This window comes from Luteimonas lutimaris, assembly GCF_039537065.1.
Classification (GTDB): domain Bacteria; phylum Pseudomonadota; class Gammaproteobacteria; order Xanthomonadales; family Xanthomonadaceae; genus Luteimonas; species Luteimonas lutimaris.
This window is the reverse complement of record NZ_BAAAZU010000006.1, coordinates 333,751-351,925: the sequence shown is the minus strand read 5'-3', so window position 1 is coordinate 351,925 and position 18,175 is coordinate 333,751. Positions and strand designations below refer to the sequence as shown.

At 67.1% G+C, this 18,175-nt stretch carries 15 protein-coding genes and 2 tRNA genes; 5 read left to right on the top strand and 12 right to left on the bottom strand.

All coding sequences use genetic code 11. The features are described 5' to 3' along the window. Nucleotides 1-15 precede the first annotated feature (15 nt). Nucleotides 16-1,404, bottom strand: coding sequence for a TIGR03013 family XrtA/PEP-CTERM system glycosyltransferase (locus tag ABD679_RS08170; protein ID WP_344759454.1), 1,389 nt, complete (start codon nt 1,402-1,404; stop codon nt 16-18). A 222-nt stretch (nt 1,405-1,626) separates the two neighbouring features. Next, nucleotides 1,627-2,442: a 4'-phosphopantetheinyl transferase family protein gene (locus ABD679_RS08165; RefSeq protein ID WP_344759452.1), complete on the bottom strand. Its 816-nt coding sequence runs from the start codon at nt 2,440-2,442 to the stop codon at nt 1,627-1,629. 113 nt (nt 2,443-2,555) lie between these two features. Between ABD679_RS08165 and ABD679_RS08160 the strand changes: the two genes are divergently transcribed. Further along, the gene (locus tag ABD679_RS08160) at nt 2,556-3,395 is read left to right on the top strand and encodes a methyltransferase, TIGR04325 family (RefSeq protein ID WP_344759451.1); all 840 of its coding nucleotides are present in this window, start codon (nt 2,556-2,558) and stop codon (nt 3,393-3,395) included. A gap of 136 nt (nt 3,396-3,531) precedes the next feature. Here the strand turns inward: ABD679_RS08160 and ABD679_RS08155 are convergent, their stop codons facing one another. The 4 genes from ABD679_RS08155 to ABD679_RS08140 form a co-directional block, all read right to left on the bottom strand. Continuing rightward, the gene (locus ABD679_RS08155) at nt 3,532-5,154 is read right to left on the bottom strand and encodes an ABC-F family ATP-binding cassette domain-containing protein (protein WP_344759450.1); all 1,623 of its coding nucleotides are present in this window, start codon (nt 5,152-5,154) and stop codon (nt 3,532-3,534) included. 666 nt (nt 5,155-5,820) lie between these two features. After that, the gene (locus ABD679_RS08150) at nt 5,821-6,942 is read right to left on the bottom strand and encodes a slipin family protein (protein WP_344759565.1); all 1,122 of its coding nucleotides are present in this window, start codon (nt 6,940-6,942) and stop codon (nt 5,821-5,823) included. A gap of 357 nt (nt 6,943-7,299) precedes the next feature. Then, nucleotides 7,300-7,367, bottom strand: a tRNA-Asn gene (locus ABD679_RS08145). Nucleotides 7,368-7,370: 3 nt separating this feature from the next. Continuing rightward, nucleotides 7,371-7,442, bottom strand: a tRNA-Pro gene (locus tag ABD679_RS08140). Between the two features lie 1,229 nt (nt 7,443-8,671). Between ABD679_RS08140 and ABD679_RS08135 the strand changes: the two genes are divergently transcribed. After that, complete coding sequence (locus tag ABD679_RS08135) at nt 8,672-9,043, top strand: SPW repeat protein (RefSeq protein ID WP_344759449.1); 372 nt, start codon at nt 8,672-8,674, stop codon at nt 9,041-9,043. A gap of 64 nt (nt 9,044-9,107) precedes the next feature. After that, complete coding sequence (locus ABD679_RS08130; protein WP_344759448.1) at nt 9,108-9,527, top strand: hypothetical protein; 420 nt, start codon at nt 9,108-9,110, stop codon at nt 9,525-9,527. 164 nt (nt 9,528-9,691) lie between these two features. On the opposite strand, the gene ABD679_RS08125 is transcribed toward ABD679_RS08130, so the two are convergent. From ABD679_RS08125 to ABD679_RS08100, 6 genes are all read right to left on the bottom strand, one after another. Then, entirely contained in the window at nt 9,692-11,287 is a 1,596-nt protein-coding gene (locus ABD679_RS08125; RefSeq protein ID WP_344759447.1) for an MFS transporter, read from the bottom strand. Next, nucleotides 11,287-12,396, bottom strand: a complete 1,110-nt coding sequence (locus tag ABD679_RS08120) for an HlyD family secretion protein (protein WP_344759446.1) — start codon at nt 12,394-12,396, stop codon at nt 11,287-11,289. The genes ABD679_RS08125 and ABD679_RS08120 overlap by 1 nt, the downstream gene beginning before the upstream one ends. A 49-nt stretch (nt 12,397-12,445) precedes the next feature. Then, on the bottom strand, nt 12,446-13,414 hold the full coding sequence (locus ABD679_RS08115; RefSeq protein ID WP_344759445.1) for a bestrophin family protein: 969 nt from the start codon (nt 13,412-13,414) through the stop codon (nt 12,446-12,448). Nucleotides 13,415-13,665: 251 nt separating this feature from the next. Further along, nucleotides 13,666-14,385 carry an HD domain-containing protein gene (locus tag ABD679_RS08110; protein ID WP_344759444.1) on the bottom strand — a complete coding sequence of 240 codons (720 nt, stop codon included), beginning with the start codon at nt 14,383-14,385 and terminating at the stop codon, nt 13,666-13,668. 1 nt (nt 14,386) lies between these two features. Continuing rightward, nucleotides 14,387-15,340, bottom strand: a complete 954-nt coding sequence (locus ABD679_RS08105) for an alpha/beta fold hydrolase (RefSeq protein ID WP_344759443.1) — start codon at nt 15,338-15,340, stop codon at nt 14,387-14,389. Between the two features lie 26 nt (nt 15,341-15,366). Then, nucleotides 15,367-16,116, bottom strand: a complete 750-nt coding sequence (locus ABD679_RS08100; protein ID WP_344759442.1) for an SDR family NAD(P)-dependent oxidoreductase — start codon at nt 16,114-16,116, stop codon at nt 15,367-15,369. 309 nt (nt 16,117-16,425) lie between these two features. Between ABD679_RS08100 and ABD679_RS08095 the strand changes: the two genes are divergently transcribed. Together ABD679_RS08095 and ABD679_RS08090 are read left to right on the top strand one after the other, a co-directional pair. Continuing rightward, nucleotides 16,426-17,247, top strand: a complete 822-nt coding sequence (locus ABD679_RS08095; protein ID WP_344759441.1) for an alpha/beta fold hydrolase — start codon at nt 16,426-16,428, stop codon at nt 17,245-17,247. A 60-nt stretch (nt 17,248-17,307) separates the two neighbouring features. After that, the gene (locus ABD679_RS08090) at nt 17,308-17,859 is read left to right on the top strand and encodes an acyloxyacyl hydrolase (protein WP_344759440.1); all 552 of its coding nucleotides are present in this window, start codon (nt 17,308-17,310) and stop codon (nt 17,857-17,859) included. Nucleotides 17,860-18,175: the final 316 nt, after the last annotated feature.

The following is an 18,175-nucleotide window of genomic DNA, read 5'->3' as shown; positions in this document are numbered from 1 at the left end:
ACGCGCGGCGCGCCCTCAGCGCGCGCCGCGGCCGAACAGCACCACTTCCACCGTCTGCAGCAGGATCATCAGGTCGAACACCAGCCCCTGGTTCTTGACGTAGAACAGATCGAACTTGAGCTTCTCCTCGGCGTCGGCCGCCGAAGCGCCGTAGGGATAGCGCAGCTGCGCCCAGCCGGTCAGGCCGGGCTTCACCGAATGGCGGATGCCGTAGTAGCGGATCTCGCGGTTGAACTGGTCGACGAACTGCGGCCGCTCCGGGCGCGGGCCGACGAAGCTCATGTCGCCGCGCAGCACGTTGAACAGCTGCGGCAGCTCGTCGAGTCGCGTCTTGCGGATGAAGCGGCCCACGCGCGTAGTGCGGTCGTCGTTGGCGTCGGCCCAGCGCGCCACGCCGTCCTTCTCCGCATCGATGCGCATGCTGCGGAACTTGACCAGCTCGAAGCGCTTGCCGCTCTCGCCCACGCGTACCTGGCGGTAGAGCACGGGCGCGCCGGATTCGAGCCACACGCAGGCGACGACCAGCAGCATGAATGGCCACGCCACCAGCAGCAGCGCCGACGCCGCCACCAGGTCGAAGAACCGCTTGCTGAGCTGGCGCGGCAGCGAGTGGTCGAAGCCGCCGCCGAAGATCAGCACCGAGGGCTCGACCACATTGAGCTTGATCATGCCGGCCTCGCGTTCGAAGAAATCCGGCAGGTCGGTCACCTGGATTCCGCGCTGCGCGCAGGCCAGCAGCTGGTCGGTGGGCATGCCGCCGCGACGCTCGTCGACGGCCACCACGATCTCGTGGATGCCCTGCTCGCAGGCCAGCGACACCAGGTCCAGGTCGCTGCGCACCAGCAGACCCGCGTCCACCACCTCCGGCTGCCCCCGCGCGGGCAGGAAGCCCACCAGCCGGAACGAGTGCCGGTCGCTGCGCCGGCGCAGGCGGCGGTTGATCAGGTCCGCGGTCTGGCCCGCGCCGAGCACCAGCACGCGGCGCTTGAACGAATCACCGTCGAACACGCCCTGCAGCCAAAGCCGCAGCAACAGCAGCATCAGGAAGGCCTGCGTCAGCGCCATCGCCAGCACGCCACGGCCGATGTAGGTCCGCGGTACCACGTAGTACATCACCAGCAGCGCCACCCCGCCGAAAATGAAGGAGATGCCCAGCCGCAGCACCAGATCCACGCGGCGGTAGCGCGCGTGCACCTGGTACAGCCCGAACGCCGCCATCGCGCCCGTCGTGCAGAACGCCACCAGCGCGGTGCGCAACGGCGCGTCCTTGGCGAATGCCAGGTGCGTCTCCGGATCGCCGTAGAAGCGCAGCCAGGCGGCGACGGTGACGGCGACGCAGATCAGCGCAAGTTCCACCAGCCACAGATTGAAGACCGCGCGGCTCTTGCGGCTTTTCAGGGGCATCTTCATCGGCGGGTGGCCCCCGCGAACAGGCTGCTGCGCGCGCCCGCGGGCACGTACCGACACACTGCGACTGGATTCATTGGGCTCCCCCTGCCGGGCCGCGGTCAGCGGTGGCTCTCCGGGTGGTGACCCTTCTGATAACGCGCGATCCCCCGCATTCCGGACGACGGGACGCCGTGCCGGGATCACCGGCCTCCGCGATGCGGCGCTCCCGCCTCCGGATCAGCGCGCCGGGCGATGCACCCACGCGGAGACGAGCGGAGCGCCCGGCAGCGTGGCCACGGCCGCCATCCAGCCGCGACCTGCATCGATCATGCGCAGCACGACGTCACGGCCGTCCGGTCCCTCGATGGCCGGCAGCGGAACCGGCGCTGCTTCCGGCGCCCGGAAGCCGGGCATCTCGCGCGCCAGCCCGATGCCCGCCGCCTTCAGCAGCGCTTCCTTGCGCACCCACAGCGCGAGCAGCGCCCCGGCGCGCGCGGACCCGGGGAGCGCCGCCATGGCCGCCTGCTCGGCCGGATGCAGGACCGCATCGGCGATCTCTTCCATCTGCGCTGAGCGCGCCGCGGCTTCCATGTCGACGCCGACGGGGCCGCGCCGCGCCACCGCGACCGCAACCGCGCCATCGGCGTGGCTGAGGCTGGTCTGCACGGCTTCGCCCTGCACGCAGGGGCGACCGCGTGCATCGCGCGCCAGCGGGACCGCCCGCGCTTCGCAGGCCATGACGTGGCCGAGTACCAGCCGGTGCAGGCCGTAGGCCAGGGCGAGGTCGTCGCCGTCACGCTGGCGCCGTTTTCGCGCGACGCGCTCGCGTTCGGCCGCATCGAGCATCGCGCGCATTCCGTCCAGCCAGGGATGCCAGTCCTCCAGCGCAAAGAACGCCACGAGCACGCCCTGCGCCGCGGCCGCTTCCAGCCCGCCGCCATCGGCATTCGCCCACGACTGCCGGAAGACAGCCTCCAGCGGCGTCGCCCCGCGTACCCGGCTGGCGGATGCACCAGCAGGCAGGCTGGACGGCGGCAACGGTCGCTGTGGCATGGGCGGCAGCCTATCCCGCCCGCGATCGCGCTGCACGCGGGCGCCACGCGGCGCCGGCCGCACGTCGCGGGGAATTGCGTTGGAGTCAACCGACCCCCGCACACAGGACGCCCATGGAAACGGCCCGCTCCCAGACCCACTGGCTGCCGCAGAAGCTGCGCCACATCGCAAACGAAAGTGCCGAACTGCCCATCATCAGCCTCGTCGGCAAAGCGCTGTACCGGCGGATGTTCCAGCGTCCGTTCCGTGGCGGGCACATCTACTTCGGCGCCTACGACACCTATGCCGAAGCCAGGGCCGCCGTGCCCGCGGCACTGCCCGGGACCTATGCCAACGCCGGCGCGTCCGGCATGTACCTCGACCAGCACCACGCGATCCGGGTCAGCGACTACCCCCTGCTCTACTGGGTCCGGCACCTGCTCGACGAAGGCCGGCGAACGTTCTTCGACCTCGGCGGGCACCTCGGCGTGACGTACTACGGCTTCCGCAACTACATCGATTACCCCGACGGCCTGCGCTGGACGGTGCACGACGTGCCGGACGTGATGGCCGCCGGCGCGGAGCGGGCGGCCACGCACGACCCGGCCGGACACCTGGCCTTCGCGCCCTCGCGCGACGACGCCAGCGGGCAGGACGTGCTGCTCACCAGCGGCGCGCTGCAATACCTCGACTACACGCTGCCGGAGCTGCTCGCGACGCTGCCCGAACCGCCGCCGCACGTGCTGGTCAACCTCGTGCCGATGCACCCGAGCAGGGGCTACTTCACCCTGCAGAACATCGGCAAGGCCGTGCTGCCCTACCGCGTGTCCCATATGCCCGGCTTCATCTCCCGGATGGAAGCGCTGGGCTACCGCAAACGCGACCAGTGGCATTCGGAAGAACGCAACCTGCGCGTGCCCTTCGAACCCGACTGCCGCATCGACGGCTACGAGGGGTTCTACTTCCAGCGATGAGCCGGGCATGCAACCGACAGCACCGTACTGGTCGCTGTCGGACAGGGACGGCGGGCGCTGTGCGTAACCGAGCGCCATCGGCCATGACCTGGCACTGCAGGCCGGCAGTCGGATCGGCCCGCCATCGTGGACGGCACTACCCTGCTTCGCCCAGGATCCCGCCCGCCAGCAGCAGGCGTCGCGTCAGGCCGATGGCGTCCAGGAACACGTCGTCGTGGCTGATCACCACCAGTGCGCCTTCGTAGGCGCGCAATGCGTCCTCCAGCTCGCCCACCGTGTCCAGATCGAGGTTGTTGGTCGGTTCGTCCAGCAGCAACAGCCGCGGCGCGGGTTCGGCGTGCAGCACGCAGGCCAGCGATGCGCGCAGGCGTTCGCCGCCGGACAGGGCGCCGACGGGCAAGTGCATGCGCGCGCCGCGGAACAGCCAGCGCGCCAGCAGGTTGGCGCGCTCCGGCTCCGGCATGTCCGGGACGAACGCGGCGAAGTTTTCGGCGACCGTGCGCTCCGGATCGAGCAGGTCCAGGCGCTGCGACAGGTAGGCCGTCCGTCCCGCGCCACGCCGGATGTCGCCGGCGTCGGCCGCCAGGTCGCCGCCGATCACGCGCAGCAAGGTGGACTTGCCGGCGCCGTTCGCGCCGGAGATGGCGATCCGCTCGGGGCCGCGGATCTCCAGGCTCACGCCGGGATCGGCGAACAGCGGTTGCGCGCCGCGGATGACCTGGAGGTGCTTGCCGGAGAAGACCTGCTGGCCCGCGGGCACCCGCGTTGCCGGCAATGCCAGGTCCAGGTCCGGCGTCTCGCGCAGCCCCTGGACCGCCTCCCCGAGCCGCCTGCGTGCATCGTCGACGCGCGCGGCGTGGACATCGGCGGACTTGCCGGCTGCGACTTGTGCGCTTCGCTTGCGATTGCCCGCCACGATGCGCGGCAATCCCGCGCTGTGCAGGTTGCGACCGGCATTGCCCGCCCGGCGCTCGCTGCGTTCGCGTGACTGCTGTCGTTGCTGGCGTTCGCGCTTCACTTCCTGGCGCAGGGTGCGGACCTCCTGCTCGGCCGCTTCCTGTTCGACGCGCACCGCTTCCTGGTAGAAACCGAAGCCTCCGCCATGGAGGCGAAGCGCGCTGCGGCCGAGTTCTCCGATCTGGTCCATCCGTTCCAGCAGTTCGCGATCGTGGCTGGCCACGAGCAGGCAGCCGCTCCAGTCCTCGAACAGGCGATACAGGTGCGCCCGCGCGCCGCGGTCGAGGTTGTTGGACGGCTCGTCGAGCAGCAACACGTCGGGTTGCCGGATCAACTGTGCCGCCAGGCCCAGTGCCATGGCTTCGCCGCCGCTGAAGGTCGCCAGCCGGCGATCGAACGCGATCCCGTCCAGCCCCAGGCGCGCCAATGCCGCGCGTGTCCGCTCCTCGATGTCCCAGTCGTCGCCGACGGCATCGAAGAGGGTGGCATCGGCGCGGCCTGCGGCGATGGCCTGTACCGCCTCCAGCTTTGCCGCGATCCCCAGCACTTCGGAAACACGCAGCGCTCCGCTCAGGGGCAGGTGCTGGGGAAGGTAGGCCGGTGCGCCGCGCACCTCGACCGTACCCGCGATCGGATCGAGGCGCCCGGCCAGCAGTTTGAGCAGCGTGCTCTTTCCCGCGCCGTTGGCGGCCACGATTCCCGTGCGCGACGGTCCGAGGACGAACGACAGGTGGTCGAAGACCGGCGTGCCATCCGGCCACGAGAAACAGAGATTGGAGGCGCGAACCAGGGGTTCGGACATGGAGTCGGTTCTCCTTCGACGCCGACGGGAACGCACTCCCGTTCGACGGGTCGACCATGGCGACCGCGAAGGATCGGCCGCGGTCGGCGCGCCTGATCCCGGGTCGTGCGTGATGGGTCAACAAGGGCCGGCTTGCTCACATCGCTGCGCTGTCTCCGTTCGTGCGGCGGAATTCTACATGGGCCGCCGCGCGGTGAACGCCTGCCGGCGTCCGGCCATGCGCATGAACCATGGGAGATGGGCCAGGCACATCTCCAACGCAGGGCTGCACGAGTCAAACCACGACGAAACGATGCTGCTCGTGGGATATCGCTTCCAGCTGGTGCACTCGGCATGCCAGCTTGTCTTCCCTGCAATAGCAAACCAGGTCCGACCATCACGGCCACCGTTCGTCAGTACTGCAAGAAGATCCTCGTCGGCGGCCGCATCCAGACAGAACAGCGTTTCTCCACCGCAGGGGGCAGCCCAAGAAAACGGCCCCGCTTCCGCGGGGCCTCTCCCTATTCCTTGACGCAGACCACCTGCCGCAGCGCGTGCACGACTTCAGGATAGCGGGCGATTCGTCGATCACGCGCTGGTCCTTCCGGCGTTCGACGTGCGCCGTGGCCGATGCCGTTCTTTCCTGAAGAACCCGCGCGCCACGTCCATTCGGCGCGCGGGATGTTGCTACTTCAGCGTCACCAGTTCCCTGATGACGCCGTCCAGGCCGCCGAACACGGTCAGCTTGTCGATCTTTTCCGTCACCTTCTCCAGAGCCTCCAGCTCCTTCAGGCGCATCAGGACCGGGCTGTCGTCGATCAGCTTGGCGGTGTTGAGCAGCGAGCGCGTGGCGTTCGCCTCCTCGCGGCGGCGGATCACGTTGGCCTGCGCCAGCTTCTCCGCCTGCACGACCCCGTTGAGGATCTCGCGCATCTCGCCCGGCAGGATCACGTCCTTGATGCCCACGCCGAGCACGTCGATGCCCAGCGCCTCCACCCGGCCACGCACGTAGGCGAAGATTTCCGCGTCCAGCGTGGCCTTGTCGCCGAGCAGCCCGTCGAGCGTCCTGGCGGCCACGGCCTTGCGCAGGCCGTACTGCAGTTCGCGGTAGACGTAATCGCCGTACTTGGCCACCCGCGTGCGCGCGGCGACCGGATCGGTCACGCGCAGCGAAGCAGCCAGGTTCACACGCAGGCTCACCTTGTCACGGGTCAACAGCTCCTGGCCCGAGACTTCCATGGACTGCACGCGCAGCTCGACGGTCTCCACCGCCACGTTCTTCCGGAAGTTCCAGAAGGCGTAGCTGCCGGCTTCGACCACCTGCACCAGCGTGTTGTCGACGAACACCAGGCCCGCCGACTCCGCCGGTACCTCGAGTACCACGGCCACGCGGCCGAGCACGCCCAGCTGGCGCAGGCGTCGCGCCACGTCCGGCGCGACGCGCAGGCCTTCGGCAAGCGATGCCTTCTCGACATCGACCTGCACCAGGCCGCGCCAGTACAGCTTGCGCAAGCCCGGCGGCAGCACGTCCTCGAGCTTGCTGTTCTTCGACACCAGGCCAACCTCGTCCATGCCGATGTCGGCCAGCACGAAGGTTTCGCCGAGCCTGCTGCCAAGCGCGGCAATCAGCGCGTCGACATCGTCGCCGGCATACTCCGGCTTGCGGATGTCGTGCACGACGACGTCGAGCTGGTCGCGCCACGCGAACAGGCGATACACGCCCGGCGCGAGGACGCGCTCGAAACGACGGTTGCGATACACCAGGCCGCGCTCAGCGTCACCGATCACGACCCGACGGGTCCAGAACATCATGGGAATTCTCCTTGTGAATGGCTCTGGTGATCCGGCTCGCTGGAATGCGGGGAACCGGTTGCCGCCTTGTGCCGGACGCGTCGTGCATCCGGCGGAAGAAGAGGGAACGCCCCTGACGGATGCCGGACGGGCGACCGGTGCTGACGTCGGCGTCTTCCGTGGCTGTCGGTTGCGCCCATGCCGGCGCGCATCCGATTCCCCACGTTGTCGGCCGCCGCCAGGACGCGGCGCCGGTCGGGCACCCGCTGCGTGGTCCGTTGCGCGCCGCGATCCACAGCGGCGCCTGGCGAACCGCACACGGGGCGGTCCCGGGTTGGGCTTGCGCCCGGTGAGCCGGCTTGTGGCCAGCGATCGTTGGAGCGGGATTCGAACCCGCGACACGTGGATTAACCGTCCACTGCTCTACCCGTCTGAGCTATCCAGAGGTCAACGTGCGGGACTCGAACCCGCAACCGACAGCATCCAAAGCTGTTGCTCTCCCTTTGAGCCAACGTTGTCGCAGTCGCCTCGAACCAGCATCGGCATACGCCACGGCAACGCCGCGCGCACCGGACGGGACGCAAAGCCCGTACCGCTGTCACCGGCCAAGATTCGACTGCGCATTGCCGCCTGTTTCGAAACGGCAATTGGTTTGCGTCGCATCGCGCCGCGGCTTGCACCGAGGCACCCAGGCGCCGCGCCGAACACGGGCGTGACCCCGCATCGTCGCGTCTTCCGCTCCCCTTGCCACGGGCCAATGGGCCCGAATGCCTCGGGATCGCGCGATGCACGCTTGTTCCTGACTTCCTTTGCGAACGCAGAAACGAAAATGCCCCCGGCATGGAGTCCGAGGGCATTCGCGGTTCCTCGGAAGATCGGGGTGACCGATCTCCCGGAGAAGGAGTCGATCAGGGTTGGGTGGCCGCGCCTTCGTACGCAAACCGCGCGCACGGGCCCGCATCGCGCTTTGGCAGCGATGGCATCAGGCGGTCGGCGATGTGGTTCGGTATCAACATGGTCGAAGTGCGGTTCAACTCAAAGGAACGGGCCGCGGGAATCCGCGAGGGTGCGCACCTTACTCGCGTTGGAAAGTGTGTGCAAGCGGAATTTTTTCATCACGACAGACGGTCCTGTTTCGCGACCAGGCGGAATCCCGGAAGGCGCCCGCCGACGCACATCTCGCGCTCCCACCGCGTGATTCTTCGGTAGCTGGCGGTTGTGCACCCCGCCCATATCGGGCAGCGAGGTCAGGCGCACGGCCAGTACACGTGCAAGGTCAGCCCGTTCTCTTTGGCAGTAAAGCGGTGGATCGCACGTTCGCCCGCCGCACGTGCGTACCTATCCGCCGCCGGATCACAGGTGAAGTCCCGTTTATCGAACCGGCCTTCGACCCTGCTGTTCGATGTGCGCGGTTTGGTACCAGCGGGATGATCCTTGCCTGCCTGCACGCGAGGATCTCCGGGGCATTGAAGTTGCATCCAAGGCTGCTCACCGACTTGAGCTTTCTGCCATCGATTGCGACGACCGCATGCGAGAGACTCTGGATGTTGACTTCAGTCCAAGGGTCACGCTCATTGCTCCTTCTCCGTGATTGTCCTTTCGGACACAACATTGCGAAGCCCGCAATGTGTCTTCCGGCACCACGGGTTCCCGCCTAGTGTGGAAATGCGTCGTGAGCTGCGACCCGGAGGGGTTTCCATGCCTCTCCGCCGCAGCACGTCGCGCCCCCACATCCTGGAGAAATATCGTGAACTCGAATGCCCTGAAGAGGACTTCCGGCACAAAGACGGAGTCATGGATCGATTGGACCAACCTGGTACTCGGCACCTTCCTGCTCGTTTCGCCCTGGCTCGGATTGGGCGGCGGCGGAGCCGTTGCGGCGAATGCCGTGATCTGCGGCTTCGTGATTGCCTGCGCTGCCGGTGTTGCGCTTGCGAGGCCCTCGCCAGGCGCGGAGAAGACCAACGCGTGGCTGGGCGTGTGGTTGCTGGTCGCCCCCTGGATTGCCGGGTTCTCGGGCAATGCAGGCGCCACCTGGACCAGCATCCTCATCGGCCTTGCAGTTGCCTGCTTCTCCGGGATTCAGATCACCCGGCTGGGACGTACCGCACGAGGCTGATGCCCCTACGGATGGACGCCGAAAGCACCGGCCAGACGCACCTTCATCACGGGAATTGCAGACCATGTCCAACAACCACAATCCGGAAATCCTGGAATTCATCGACGTGCTGGCCGAAACCGGCAGTCACTACCGAATGCAGGCGATGGAACGCCTCTACCTCGACGACCTCGGCTTCCTGGTGCTCACGCCGCAGGGAGACATCACGCGCTTTTCGAAGACGGAGATGCTCGACGAGTTCAGGAGCCGCCGCGACGCCGGCGAGCCACCGTTGTCCACGGAGAAGCGGGTCCTGCACATCGAGGAGCGGGACGACGAAGCAACCGCGATCCTGTATCGGCGCATGAGCCCGCAGGCCGATCCCGCGCTCTACGAACTGCGCCTGCGCAGGCTCGATGGCAAATGGCTGGTGACGGGGGAAACCGTTCTTCCCTGGCCTGACCTGGCCACGGCTCGGGGATTCCTGCCCCCGCGCACAAAGTAGGCCATCGTCACTAGTCGCTCTTGACCCGGGACGGGATCCATCCATTCGCTCTGGTGCAGGATGGATCCCGTCCCGGTTGTCGGCTGCGGGGAACAGGTCGAGCGGCTTTCGCATGCGCACGTCCGCAACGGATGGAAAGCTGGAGGAGCACATGGTCCGGCCGACTACGTCGGTTGCGTGCGGCCCCGCTGCATCCGCTCCAGCACCACCCTGATTGTCACCAGCACGGGGATGGCGACGAAGAAGAACGCACCCAGCCCCAGGAACAACTCGTTGAACGCGCGCGCGGTCGCCTGCGTGGCCAGTGCCCGAGCCAGGACGGCCAGCGCGGCGACGGGGCCTTGCGACGCATCGACGCCATTCGCGACCAACGCACCGGCCAGCGCCGACCTGGCCGCATCAACAGCGGGCCGTCCTGCCACCAGGTATTGCGAGAGCACGGTCATCTGCGCCGGCACCCGCCACTCCAGCCAGCTGAGCACGAATGCCGATCCCGCCAGGCCGCCTACCTGCCTGCCCAGATTGAACAGGGCGACGCCGTGGGCCTTGAACCGTTGCTCGACGTGACCGAGGGTCAGCATGGTGAGCGACATGAACAACGCGCCCATCCCAAGCCCGCGGCACCAGGTGGCAACCGCAAGTTCATTGCGGCCGCTGTCGGGCGTGGCGTGCGAAAGCAGCCACATGCCGGTCATGAAAAGCACGATGCCCACCGGAATGGGCAGTTCCACCCGCACCCGCGTGTACTGGATCACCAGTCCTCCAGACAGCAGGCCCAGCGCCACCATGATCGAACTGGACAGCGTCACCTGGCCGACATGCGCCGGCGTCAGTTGCAGCACGTTCGCGGCAAACAACGAGATCGCCGACGCACTGCCGAAGAGGATGAAGCCGGCCGCAAAGGTTGCACAGAATCCGAACGAGAACCGCGGATCCCGGAACACGGCAATCGAGAACAACGATGCCTTCGAACGCGCCAACGCCAGCGCCAGCCCGGCGAACGCCAGCAGCGTCCACACGCAGGCGTCGACGAAGCCCGGATCGTCGAACCAGTCGTAGCGCGCGCCCTTCTGCAGCACGTAGACGAAGCCGGTGGCCGCCAGCACCAGCGGCACGAAGACGTCGACGCCGGGAAGCCGCGTCGACCGATCCAGCTGATCCTGCCCGCCCGCGAGCGCCAGCGCGCTGCTGCCGAGCATGCCAATCGCGCCGGACAGCAGGAAGAGCAGCTGCCAGGCATGTTCGTCCGTCGACCAGCCATGCAATGCCGGCGCGATCGTGGTGGGCAGCACGACGATCGGCAGGGCGAGCAACGCCTGCAGCAACGGCTGGCGCCGGGCGGGTTGCAGTGCGAACACCAGCGACTGCCCGGTGACCAGCAGCAGGCCGCCAAGCGCGCCCTGCGCCACCCTGCATGCCATCGCCGGCCAGAGCGTACCTGCCGTCAACCCCAGCGCGGCCGTGGCCAACGCAAGTCCCCAACTGGTTGCCAGCAGGCAGCGCCATGGACCGAAACGTTCCAGCAGCCGCGGCGACAGCGCGAATGCCGTGATCTTCGCCGCCAGGTAGGCGATGTTCAGCCATGCGATCTCATCGGGGGTCGCGGCAAAACTCCCTGCCACGGGACCACGGTTCACCACCAGCAAGGTGCTGTTGACGCCGTCCAGCGCCAGCATTGTGACGATGGCCGCCACGCAGGTGGCTGCGCGGGTTGGCCCGAAACCGCCCGCACGCGCATCGGGCGGCGGCGGCGCGTACATCAGTCCTCCTGCGCGCGCGCGAGTCCGCGCCCGCCTTCGTTCGTGTCACCTTGCTTGCGCAGGGCGATCGTGACCTCGGCGGACAGGCCGGCATAGAGCTTGCCCGCGAGCGGACCGTCGTTGTCGAGCACGATCTTCACCGGTACCCGCTGCGGGATCTTGGTGAAGTTGCCGGTGGCGTTGTCGGGCGGAATCAGGGCAAACTGCGCGCCGCTGCCGGGCGCGATGCTGTCGACGGTACCCGCGATGCTGACACCGGGATACATGTCCACCTCCACCGTCGCCCGGTCGCCGACGCGCACTTCTGTCAACTGTGTTTCCTTGAAATTGGCAACCACCCAGAAGTCGCGCAGCGGCACCAGGGAAAGTGCCGGCGCACCCGGCGACACATAGCGTCCGATCCGGATCTGGCGATTCCCCACCACGCCGTCGACGGGGGCCCTGACCACGGTATGGCGCAGCGCGTTGGCCGCAAGCCGCTGCGCGGCCCTGGCCTGCACGAGTGCCGAAGCCAATTCCTGCCGCTGGGCCCTGAGCACCTCACGCCGGCTCGCTTCGGCCTGCTGCCGGGCCGCTGCAGCGTCGGTGGCGGCGACTGCCTTCAGTCGCGCGGCGTCCGCGGCGTCATACGCTTGCCGGCTCACGACGCTGCGTTCGACAAGCGCCTTGTACCTGTGCGCATCGAGCGCGGTGCGACGGGCTTCGACCTTGGCGGATTCAACGTCCGCGACTGCCTGCGCGATCACCGCGCCTTGCAGCCTGATTTCCCGGTCGATCCGCTCCAGGCCGCGCGTCTGGCGCTCCACGCCGGCCGCGGCCTCGTTCATCCGTGCGCGGTAGTCCGCGTCGTCGATCCTGAAGAGGACCTGCCCGCGCGTGACGGCCTGATTGTCGTTGACCAAAACCTCCGACACGTAACCGGCGACCTGCGGCGCAACCGTGGTGATCTCTCCACGCGTGTAGGCATTGTCGGTCGCAACCGAAGTGTCGCTACTCAGCCAATGGCATGCCGCGTACCAGAAAAAAAGGACCGCAAGCGCCGAGCATGACGCGGCGAGGAGGAGGCGGGCTCGACGCCTGCGGTTGGGGGAAAGGGCATGGGATTTCATGGGGGTAGGCCTCACGTGTGGATCGGCTGTCGCGTCCGTGTCGTCGTGCTCAAAGGACGACATGCTTTCCGCCGTCAAGCCGTGGCAGGTTGATCTCGCCGAGCATTTCCTTCAGGTCGACCTCGATTTCGCGGCACAGCCGCGTGATCGGTACGTCGTTGGATCCGCCTTCGAAGGGATTTGCCGTGCTCTCGCCGACTTGGTCGAGCGAGGTGTACATCCACGAGACCAGTACGCTCAGCGGGATCGCCAGCCAGACCATGTTCCCGGCCATGAATCCGTTGACAATGCCGTTGAGCTTCTCGAGCTCCTGGATCAACCCCAGCGGCAGCAGCACGCACAGGATCCTGACGAAGATCATGTTGACGATCGCGTACTGCCGCGGATACGGGAAGCCCTTGATCAATTCGCTGTTGCATTGCTGCCCGTGCAAGTCGCCTATCGCGCCCAGCAGCCGTGCGAACGCGCCGGGATCGATGGCACCCCGGTCCAGCGCATCGCGGATCGCCATGCCCTGCAGGCTCAGCACGCGTGCGGCCTTGTTGCTGGCGACGAGGATCTGGGCGACCTCCTCGCAGGGCACGTACATCATCAGTTCGTCCTCGAGCGAGGCTTCCTTCTCGGGCACCGTGTAGGAACGCCGGTACTCGGCGTTGTTCGCCTTGTCCACCGTCTCCCACGGCTTGGGTTGCCGCATCGCATAGCGCAACGCGGTCAACCAGGCGAAGTGCCGGTAGATGAGCTTCTTCGACTCCTCCGGATCGCGCACCAGGTCGCGGCACATCGTGCCCCAGACACGGCTCCTGGCCACGATCGCCATCCACGCCTGCTGCGCCGCCCAGTACCTTCCATAGGTCTGCGTGCTCTTGAAGCCGGCCATCAGCGCCGCGGCGGTACCCAGCAACAGCACCACGCCCCAGGGCATGGCCAACCACTTGATCCCGAGCACCTCGTAGAAGAACACCGGGATCGTGGCCACGACGACCAGCACGTAGATCGAACGTCGGGTCCAGAACACGAATTCGGTGAATCTGTAAGATCTACCAGCAAGCACGTCGGTTCTCCGGTACTGCGGCGTGGTCGGGCCGCCTCGAAGGGGCGAAGCCAGGAATGGCCGTTACCCGCACGGGGCGTAGTTGCGAACACGGCCCGGATGCTAGGCAGCAGCGTTGGTCGCGGGTAGACCCGCGCCGGTGCGCGCAGTGTTGCCCGGCGGGCACCAATCGGCGAGACACATGCAATCCCCAGCGGCGCGGCGACGTAGCGGCCCTATTCCTCGAACGGTGCCTCGAACAGCGCGTCCACCATCGAGGGCGCCCGATAACCGGGTACGAAGCGCTCGCCAAAGTCCCTGGCGTGGCCGTCATACGTCGCTTGGGGACGCCGCTCGGCGATCCGGCAGATCGCGTGCGCAAGGTAGTGCTTCATCCCCAATCGCGGGAATTCCTGCAGGATCCCGTGCATGCTTTCGGTCGGGATCGCTTCGTGTGCCCATCCGCCCCAGTCGACGCCCACACCGAGGACACACAGGGCAACCTCGATTTCCTTGTACAGGCCGATCGATGGCGTGGAACTGAGCGCGATGCTGTCCCAGACCAGCCGGCATCGATCCTCGCCGACTCCCTGGCCGCGGGTGAACTTCCGCGCGGCATTGGCCCCCTCCACCTCGAACCGCAGCGGCCCGTCGAAGGCCGGCGCCAGGCCCAGGTCGTGCAGTAGCGTGGCCACGGCCAGGACCTCACCGTCGTATGGCGCTCCAGTCTGCTTGCCCAGCAATACCGCAAACAGCCAGGAGCGCACAGCGTGGTTGAACAGGTACGGTTCGAGATGGGTGCCGGCATACCTGAGCGCGCGCGACACGAGCGGCGTGTCCGGCACCCGGACGCCGGCGATCGTCCGCGTGGACGGTCGCGACGCCGGGCCGTCCGCCGCGACCGACGATCCCGGGCGCGCTGCCGGGACCTCATCCAATGAAGGGGACGCCCACATGTCAGTGGTACTCCGCAGCCTCGACGATCAGATTCGCCACTTCATCCGGATGCGAGATCATCAGCGCATGCGATGCGCCTTCGACTTCCACGATGTGGCGTGACCGTGCGCGCCTGGCCATGAAGGCCATTGCCGCAGGCGGGATGTTGCGGTCCTTGCTGCCGTAGATCGACCACGACGGGACGGACGCCCACGCGGGTGGGCCGGATGGTTCCGCGAGCGCGCTGTCCGTCACAGGCCGCTGGGCGATGGCCATGCCGTCAGCCTCGACGGCAGGAACATCGGCGGCGAACTGCGCGTGGAAAAGATCGTGGCGGATGTAGAGGTCATGGCTACCGTCCGGCAGCGCAACCGGAGGCAGCAATGCGTCCCCCAGCGTGCTTCCCGGCGAACTTGCGGACAGGCCAATCGCTGACTCGCCCATTTCCGGCGCGAACGCCGACACGTACACCAGCGCCTTGATCCGATGGCCAGCGTTGCCGGCGTTGGAAATCACCATGCCACCGTAGGAATGCCCCACCAGCACGACCGGTCCGCCGATCGACGCAACCAGGCTGTCGAGATTGGCGGCATCCGCCTTGACGCCGCGCAGCGGGTTGGCAGCAGCCACCACGCGATAGCCACGTGACTGCAACCGCGCCGCAACCGCGGTCCAGCTGGTTGAATCCGCGAATGCGCCGTGGACCAGGACGATGGCTGGTTTGGCCGGCAGGTCCGTTTCCTCGTGCGCCGTGGGCGTGGCCGACCTGGCGGAAAATGCAATGGCACCAAGGCCCAGGAGCAGGATGCTGCACAGCATCAGTCGGGCCGCAAGTGTTCTTCTCATGATGTCCTCGATTCGCGATCCCGTACCGTGCCGGGCCGCGCTGCGTGCAGGCGGGATTGCCTGGGGCGGCATCGTGCGATGCCATTCCCGGCTGCCGGAAGACCGGAACATGGGGATGCGCTGTTGCACGGAAGGCAGCAGTTGGGCCCCGCCATCTACAACAGCGTCATGCCGCCATCCACGCGCAGGTTGACGCCATTGATGAAACTGCTGGCGTCGGAAGCAAGGAACAGTGCCGCGTTCGCCAGTTCCTCCGGCCTGCCGAGCCGGCCCAGCGGAATTGCCTCGGCGATGGCATGTTCGAAGGCGTCCCGTTCCCCGGGGGGAATGCCCAGTTTGGCAAGGATCTCGGTGTCCACCGGCCCTGGGCTGAGTACGTTGACGCGGATCCCGCGCGACTTGAGTTCAATCGCCCAGCTTCGCGCAAACGCACCGATCGCCGCCTTCGAGCCGGCATACACCGCATGGCCATCCAGGACTTTCTCGCTTGCAATCGAGCCGGTGAGGATGATCGAGCCTCCGCCACGCATGATCGGCACCATTTTCTGCACGCCAAAGAACGCGCCCCGCGCATTGACCGCGAACTGCGCGTCGTACTCCTCCGGCGAGACCTGCGCGGAATGGTTGATGGTGTTGATGCCGGCATTGGCCATGTAGATGTCCAGTGCACCGAACGTCGCACGAATGTGCTCAGCGACGGCTTCGTGATGGTCGATGCTGGCGACGTCTCCCTGAATGCCAAGCGCACCGGCACCGATCCTGGCCACGGCCTCATCGACCGCTCGCCCACGCCTGCCGGTGATGATGACCTGTGCCCCTTCGGCGGCAAAACGCGTGGCCGCCGACAAGCCAATGCCGCTGTTGCCGCCCGTGATCAGCGCGACCTTTCCGGTGAGTGTCTTCATTGCATTCGCTCCAGTCCTGGGAGCGTTCTCCGCCGCGCCCGGTAGTCATCAGGGACGCCCACCTTATGGAGCCTGCAGCAACGGGGACAGGCGGCAACGGAACACACCGCGTTGCCCTGCGCGCACCAATCGCCGCACGTCGCTGCCCGCGCGCCGCCGCGTGCAGATTGATGCTGCCGGCTCAACACGGTGCGCGGCGCCGGACGTCTACCGGGCACGCAGGCGCGCGCGTAGCGTCAGGTCGCGGGTTCGATCGCACCGTGGTGGTCGATCGGAACCACCCACCCTCCCCAACGCAGGACCCCCGACATGACATCCATCATCACCAAAGACGGCACCGAGATCTTCTACAAGGACATGGGGCGTGGCCAGCCCATCGTCTTCCATCACGGCTGGCCGCTCTGCAGCGACGACTGGGATACGCAACTGCTGTTCTTCCTCGAGCAGGGCTATCGCGTCATCGCCCATGACCGCCGCGGCCACGGGCGCTCCAGCCAGAGCGCGGACGGCAACAACATGGATACCTACGCCGCCGATGTCGCCGCACTGGCGTCGCGCCTGGACTTGCGCGACGCAATCCATATCGGCCACTCCACCGGCGGCGGCGAGGCGGCACGCTACGTCGCGCGCCATGGTGCGGGCCGGGTTGCCAAGCTCGTGCTGATCGGCGCCGTGCCACCGCAGATGGTCAAGACCGAAGCAAACCCCGGCGGCTTGCCCATCGAGGTCTTCGACGACCTGCGCGCGCAGCTCGCTGCAAGCCGCGCCGGCTTCTACTGGGATTTCCCGGTGCCCTTCTATGGCTTCAACCGCGAGGGGAATCCGCTGTCCGAACCCGTGCGGCAGAACTGGTGGCGACAGGCGATGCTGGGTGGGGCGAAGGCGCAGTACGACTGCATCCAGGCCTTCTCGGAAACCGACTTCACCGACGACCTGCGCGCGATCTCCGTACCGACGCTGGTGATGCACGGTGACGACGACCAGATCGTGCCGATCGCGGACTCTGCACTGCTTTCAGCCAAGCTTCTGCGCAACCCAACGCTGAAGGTCTATCCCGGGCTGCCCCACGGCATGTGCACGACACACGCCGACACCATCAATCGCGATCTGCTCGCCTTCATCCGCAGCTGACCGATATGGCCGGCCGCGCCGGCGCCCCGTGCGCCGGCGCGTCTCCACGGAGCATTCACCGTGACAAGCCTTCATCTCCAGTCAACGCCTGCCGCTCCTGTGCGGCATCGCGGAAACCATGAGCTGCACGTACTCCTGCTGATCGGATACCTGGCACTTTTAGCGCCAATGGCGCGAGCGGCGGAGTTCGCGATCGAGGCCGGGCAAAGCTGGAGTGGAAAATCCGGTCTAGGCACTACGCACGCCGGCTTCATCCAGATTGGCTCCGGTCATCGCCATCCCCTGCTTCGCGGCAAGCTGCAGATCCAACCCGTCGTCACGGCCGGCTTTGTGGCGGGTCGCGGTCAAGGCATCCATCGCCGTGACGCCTGGCTGGCCGGCGCAGGCCTGCGCGTCACGCGGCCAGGCCACGGCAGGAAGCACTGGTTCTGTGAGTCCTTCTTGCTCGCATCGTCAGGGGATACTCCATCGCTGTCCGGGCACCTCCAGTTTGCCAATGGTTTCGGCTATGCGCATGGATCATGGGAGGTGAAGGCCAGGCACATCTCAAATGCCGGACTTCATGAGCCAAATCATGGCGAAACAATGCTGCTCATGGGATATCGCTTCTAGCCGGGGCCATCTCGACGTTCCGGATGCCCCGAAGGGAAGCTGGCCAGGTTGCGCTTCCGGTCGAAAGACGGTCAGGGCGGCGTGCGCCCCCCTGCCGCTGCAGGAGCCATTGATGCATTCCGCGCGGCATCGTGCGGCCGGTGACCGGTCTATCGCGGTACGGGGCCAGTCGGCCTAGAATCCGGCGGGTACACGCCGGGTTATCGGGACGACGCATGGGCACCATTCGGAAAACGCATGGCGCAACGATCATGAAAGGGCGAACCACGGGCCTTGCAGGCATTCGGATCACCGGAACGATTGGCATCCCGCGTGC

Bases quoted from the DNA above. Each gene is read 5' to 3' on its own strand.
- ABD679_RS08160 (WP_344759451.1), top strand. From the start codon at position 2,556: ATGGAAACGGCCCGCTCCCAGACCCACTGGCTGCCGCAGAAGCTGCGC.
- ABD679_RS08150 (WP_344759565.1), bottom strand. From the start codon at position 6,942: ATGTTCTGGACCCGTCGGGTCGTGATCGGTGACGCTGAGCGCGGCCTG.
- ABD679_RS08155 (WP_344759450.1), bottom strand. From the start codon at position 5,154: ATGTCCGAACCCCTGGTTCGCGCCTCCAATCTCTGTTTCTCGTGGCCG.
- ABD679_RS08170 (WP_344759454.1), bottom strand. From the start codon at position 1,404: ATGCCCCTGAAAAGCCGCAAGAGCCGCGCGGTCTTCAATCTGTGGCTG.
- ABD679_RS08130 (WP_344759448.1), top strand. From the start codon at position 9,108: ATGTCCAACAACCACAATCCGGAAATCCTGGAATTCATCGACGTGCTG.
- ABD679_RS08165 (WP_344759452.1), bottom strand. From the start codon at position 2,442: ATGCCACAGCGACCGTTGCCGCCGTCCAGCCTGCCTGCTGGTGCATCC.
- ABD679_RS08120 (WP_344759446.1), bottom strand. From the start codon at position 12,396: ATGAAATCCCATGCCCTTTCCCCCAACCGCAGGCGTCGAGCCCGCCTC.
- ABD679_RS08110 (WP_344759444.1), bottom strand. From the start codon at position 14,385: ATGTGGGCGTCCCCTTCATTGGATGAGGTCCCGGCAGCGCGCCCGGGA.
- ABD679_RS08125 (WP_344759447.1), bottom strand. From the start codon at position 11,287: ATGTACGCGCCGCCGCCGCCCGATGCGCGTGCGGGCGGTTTCGGGCCA.
- ABD679_RS08095 (WP_344759441.1), top strand. From the start codon at position 16,426: ATGACATCCATCATCACCAAAGACGGCACCGAGATCTTCTACAAGGAC.
- ABD679_RS08100 (WP_344759442.1), bottom strand. From the start codon at position 16,116: ATGAAGACACTCACCGGAAAGGTCGCGCTGATCACGGGCGGCAACAGC.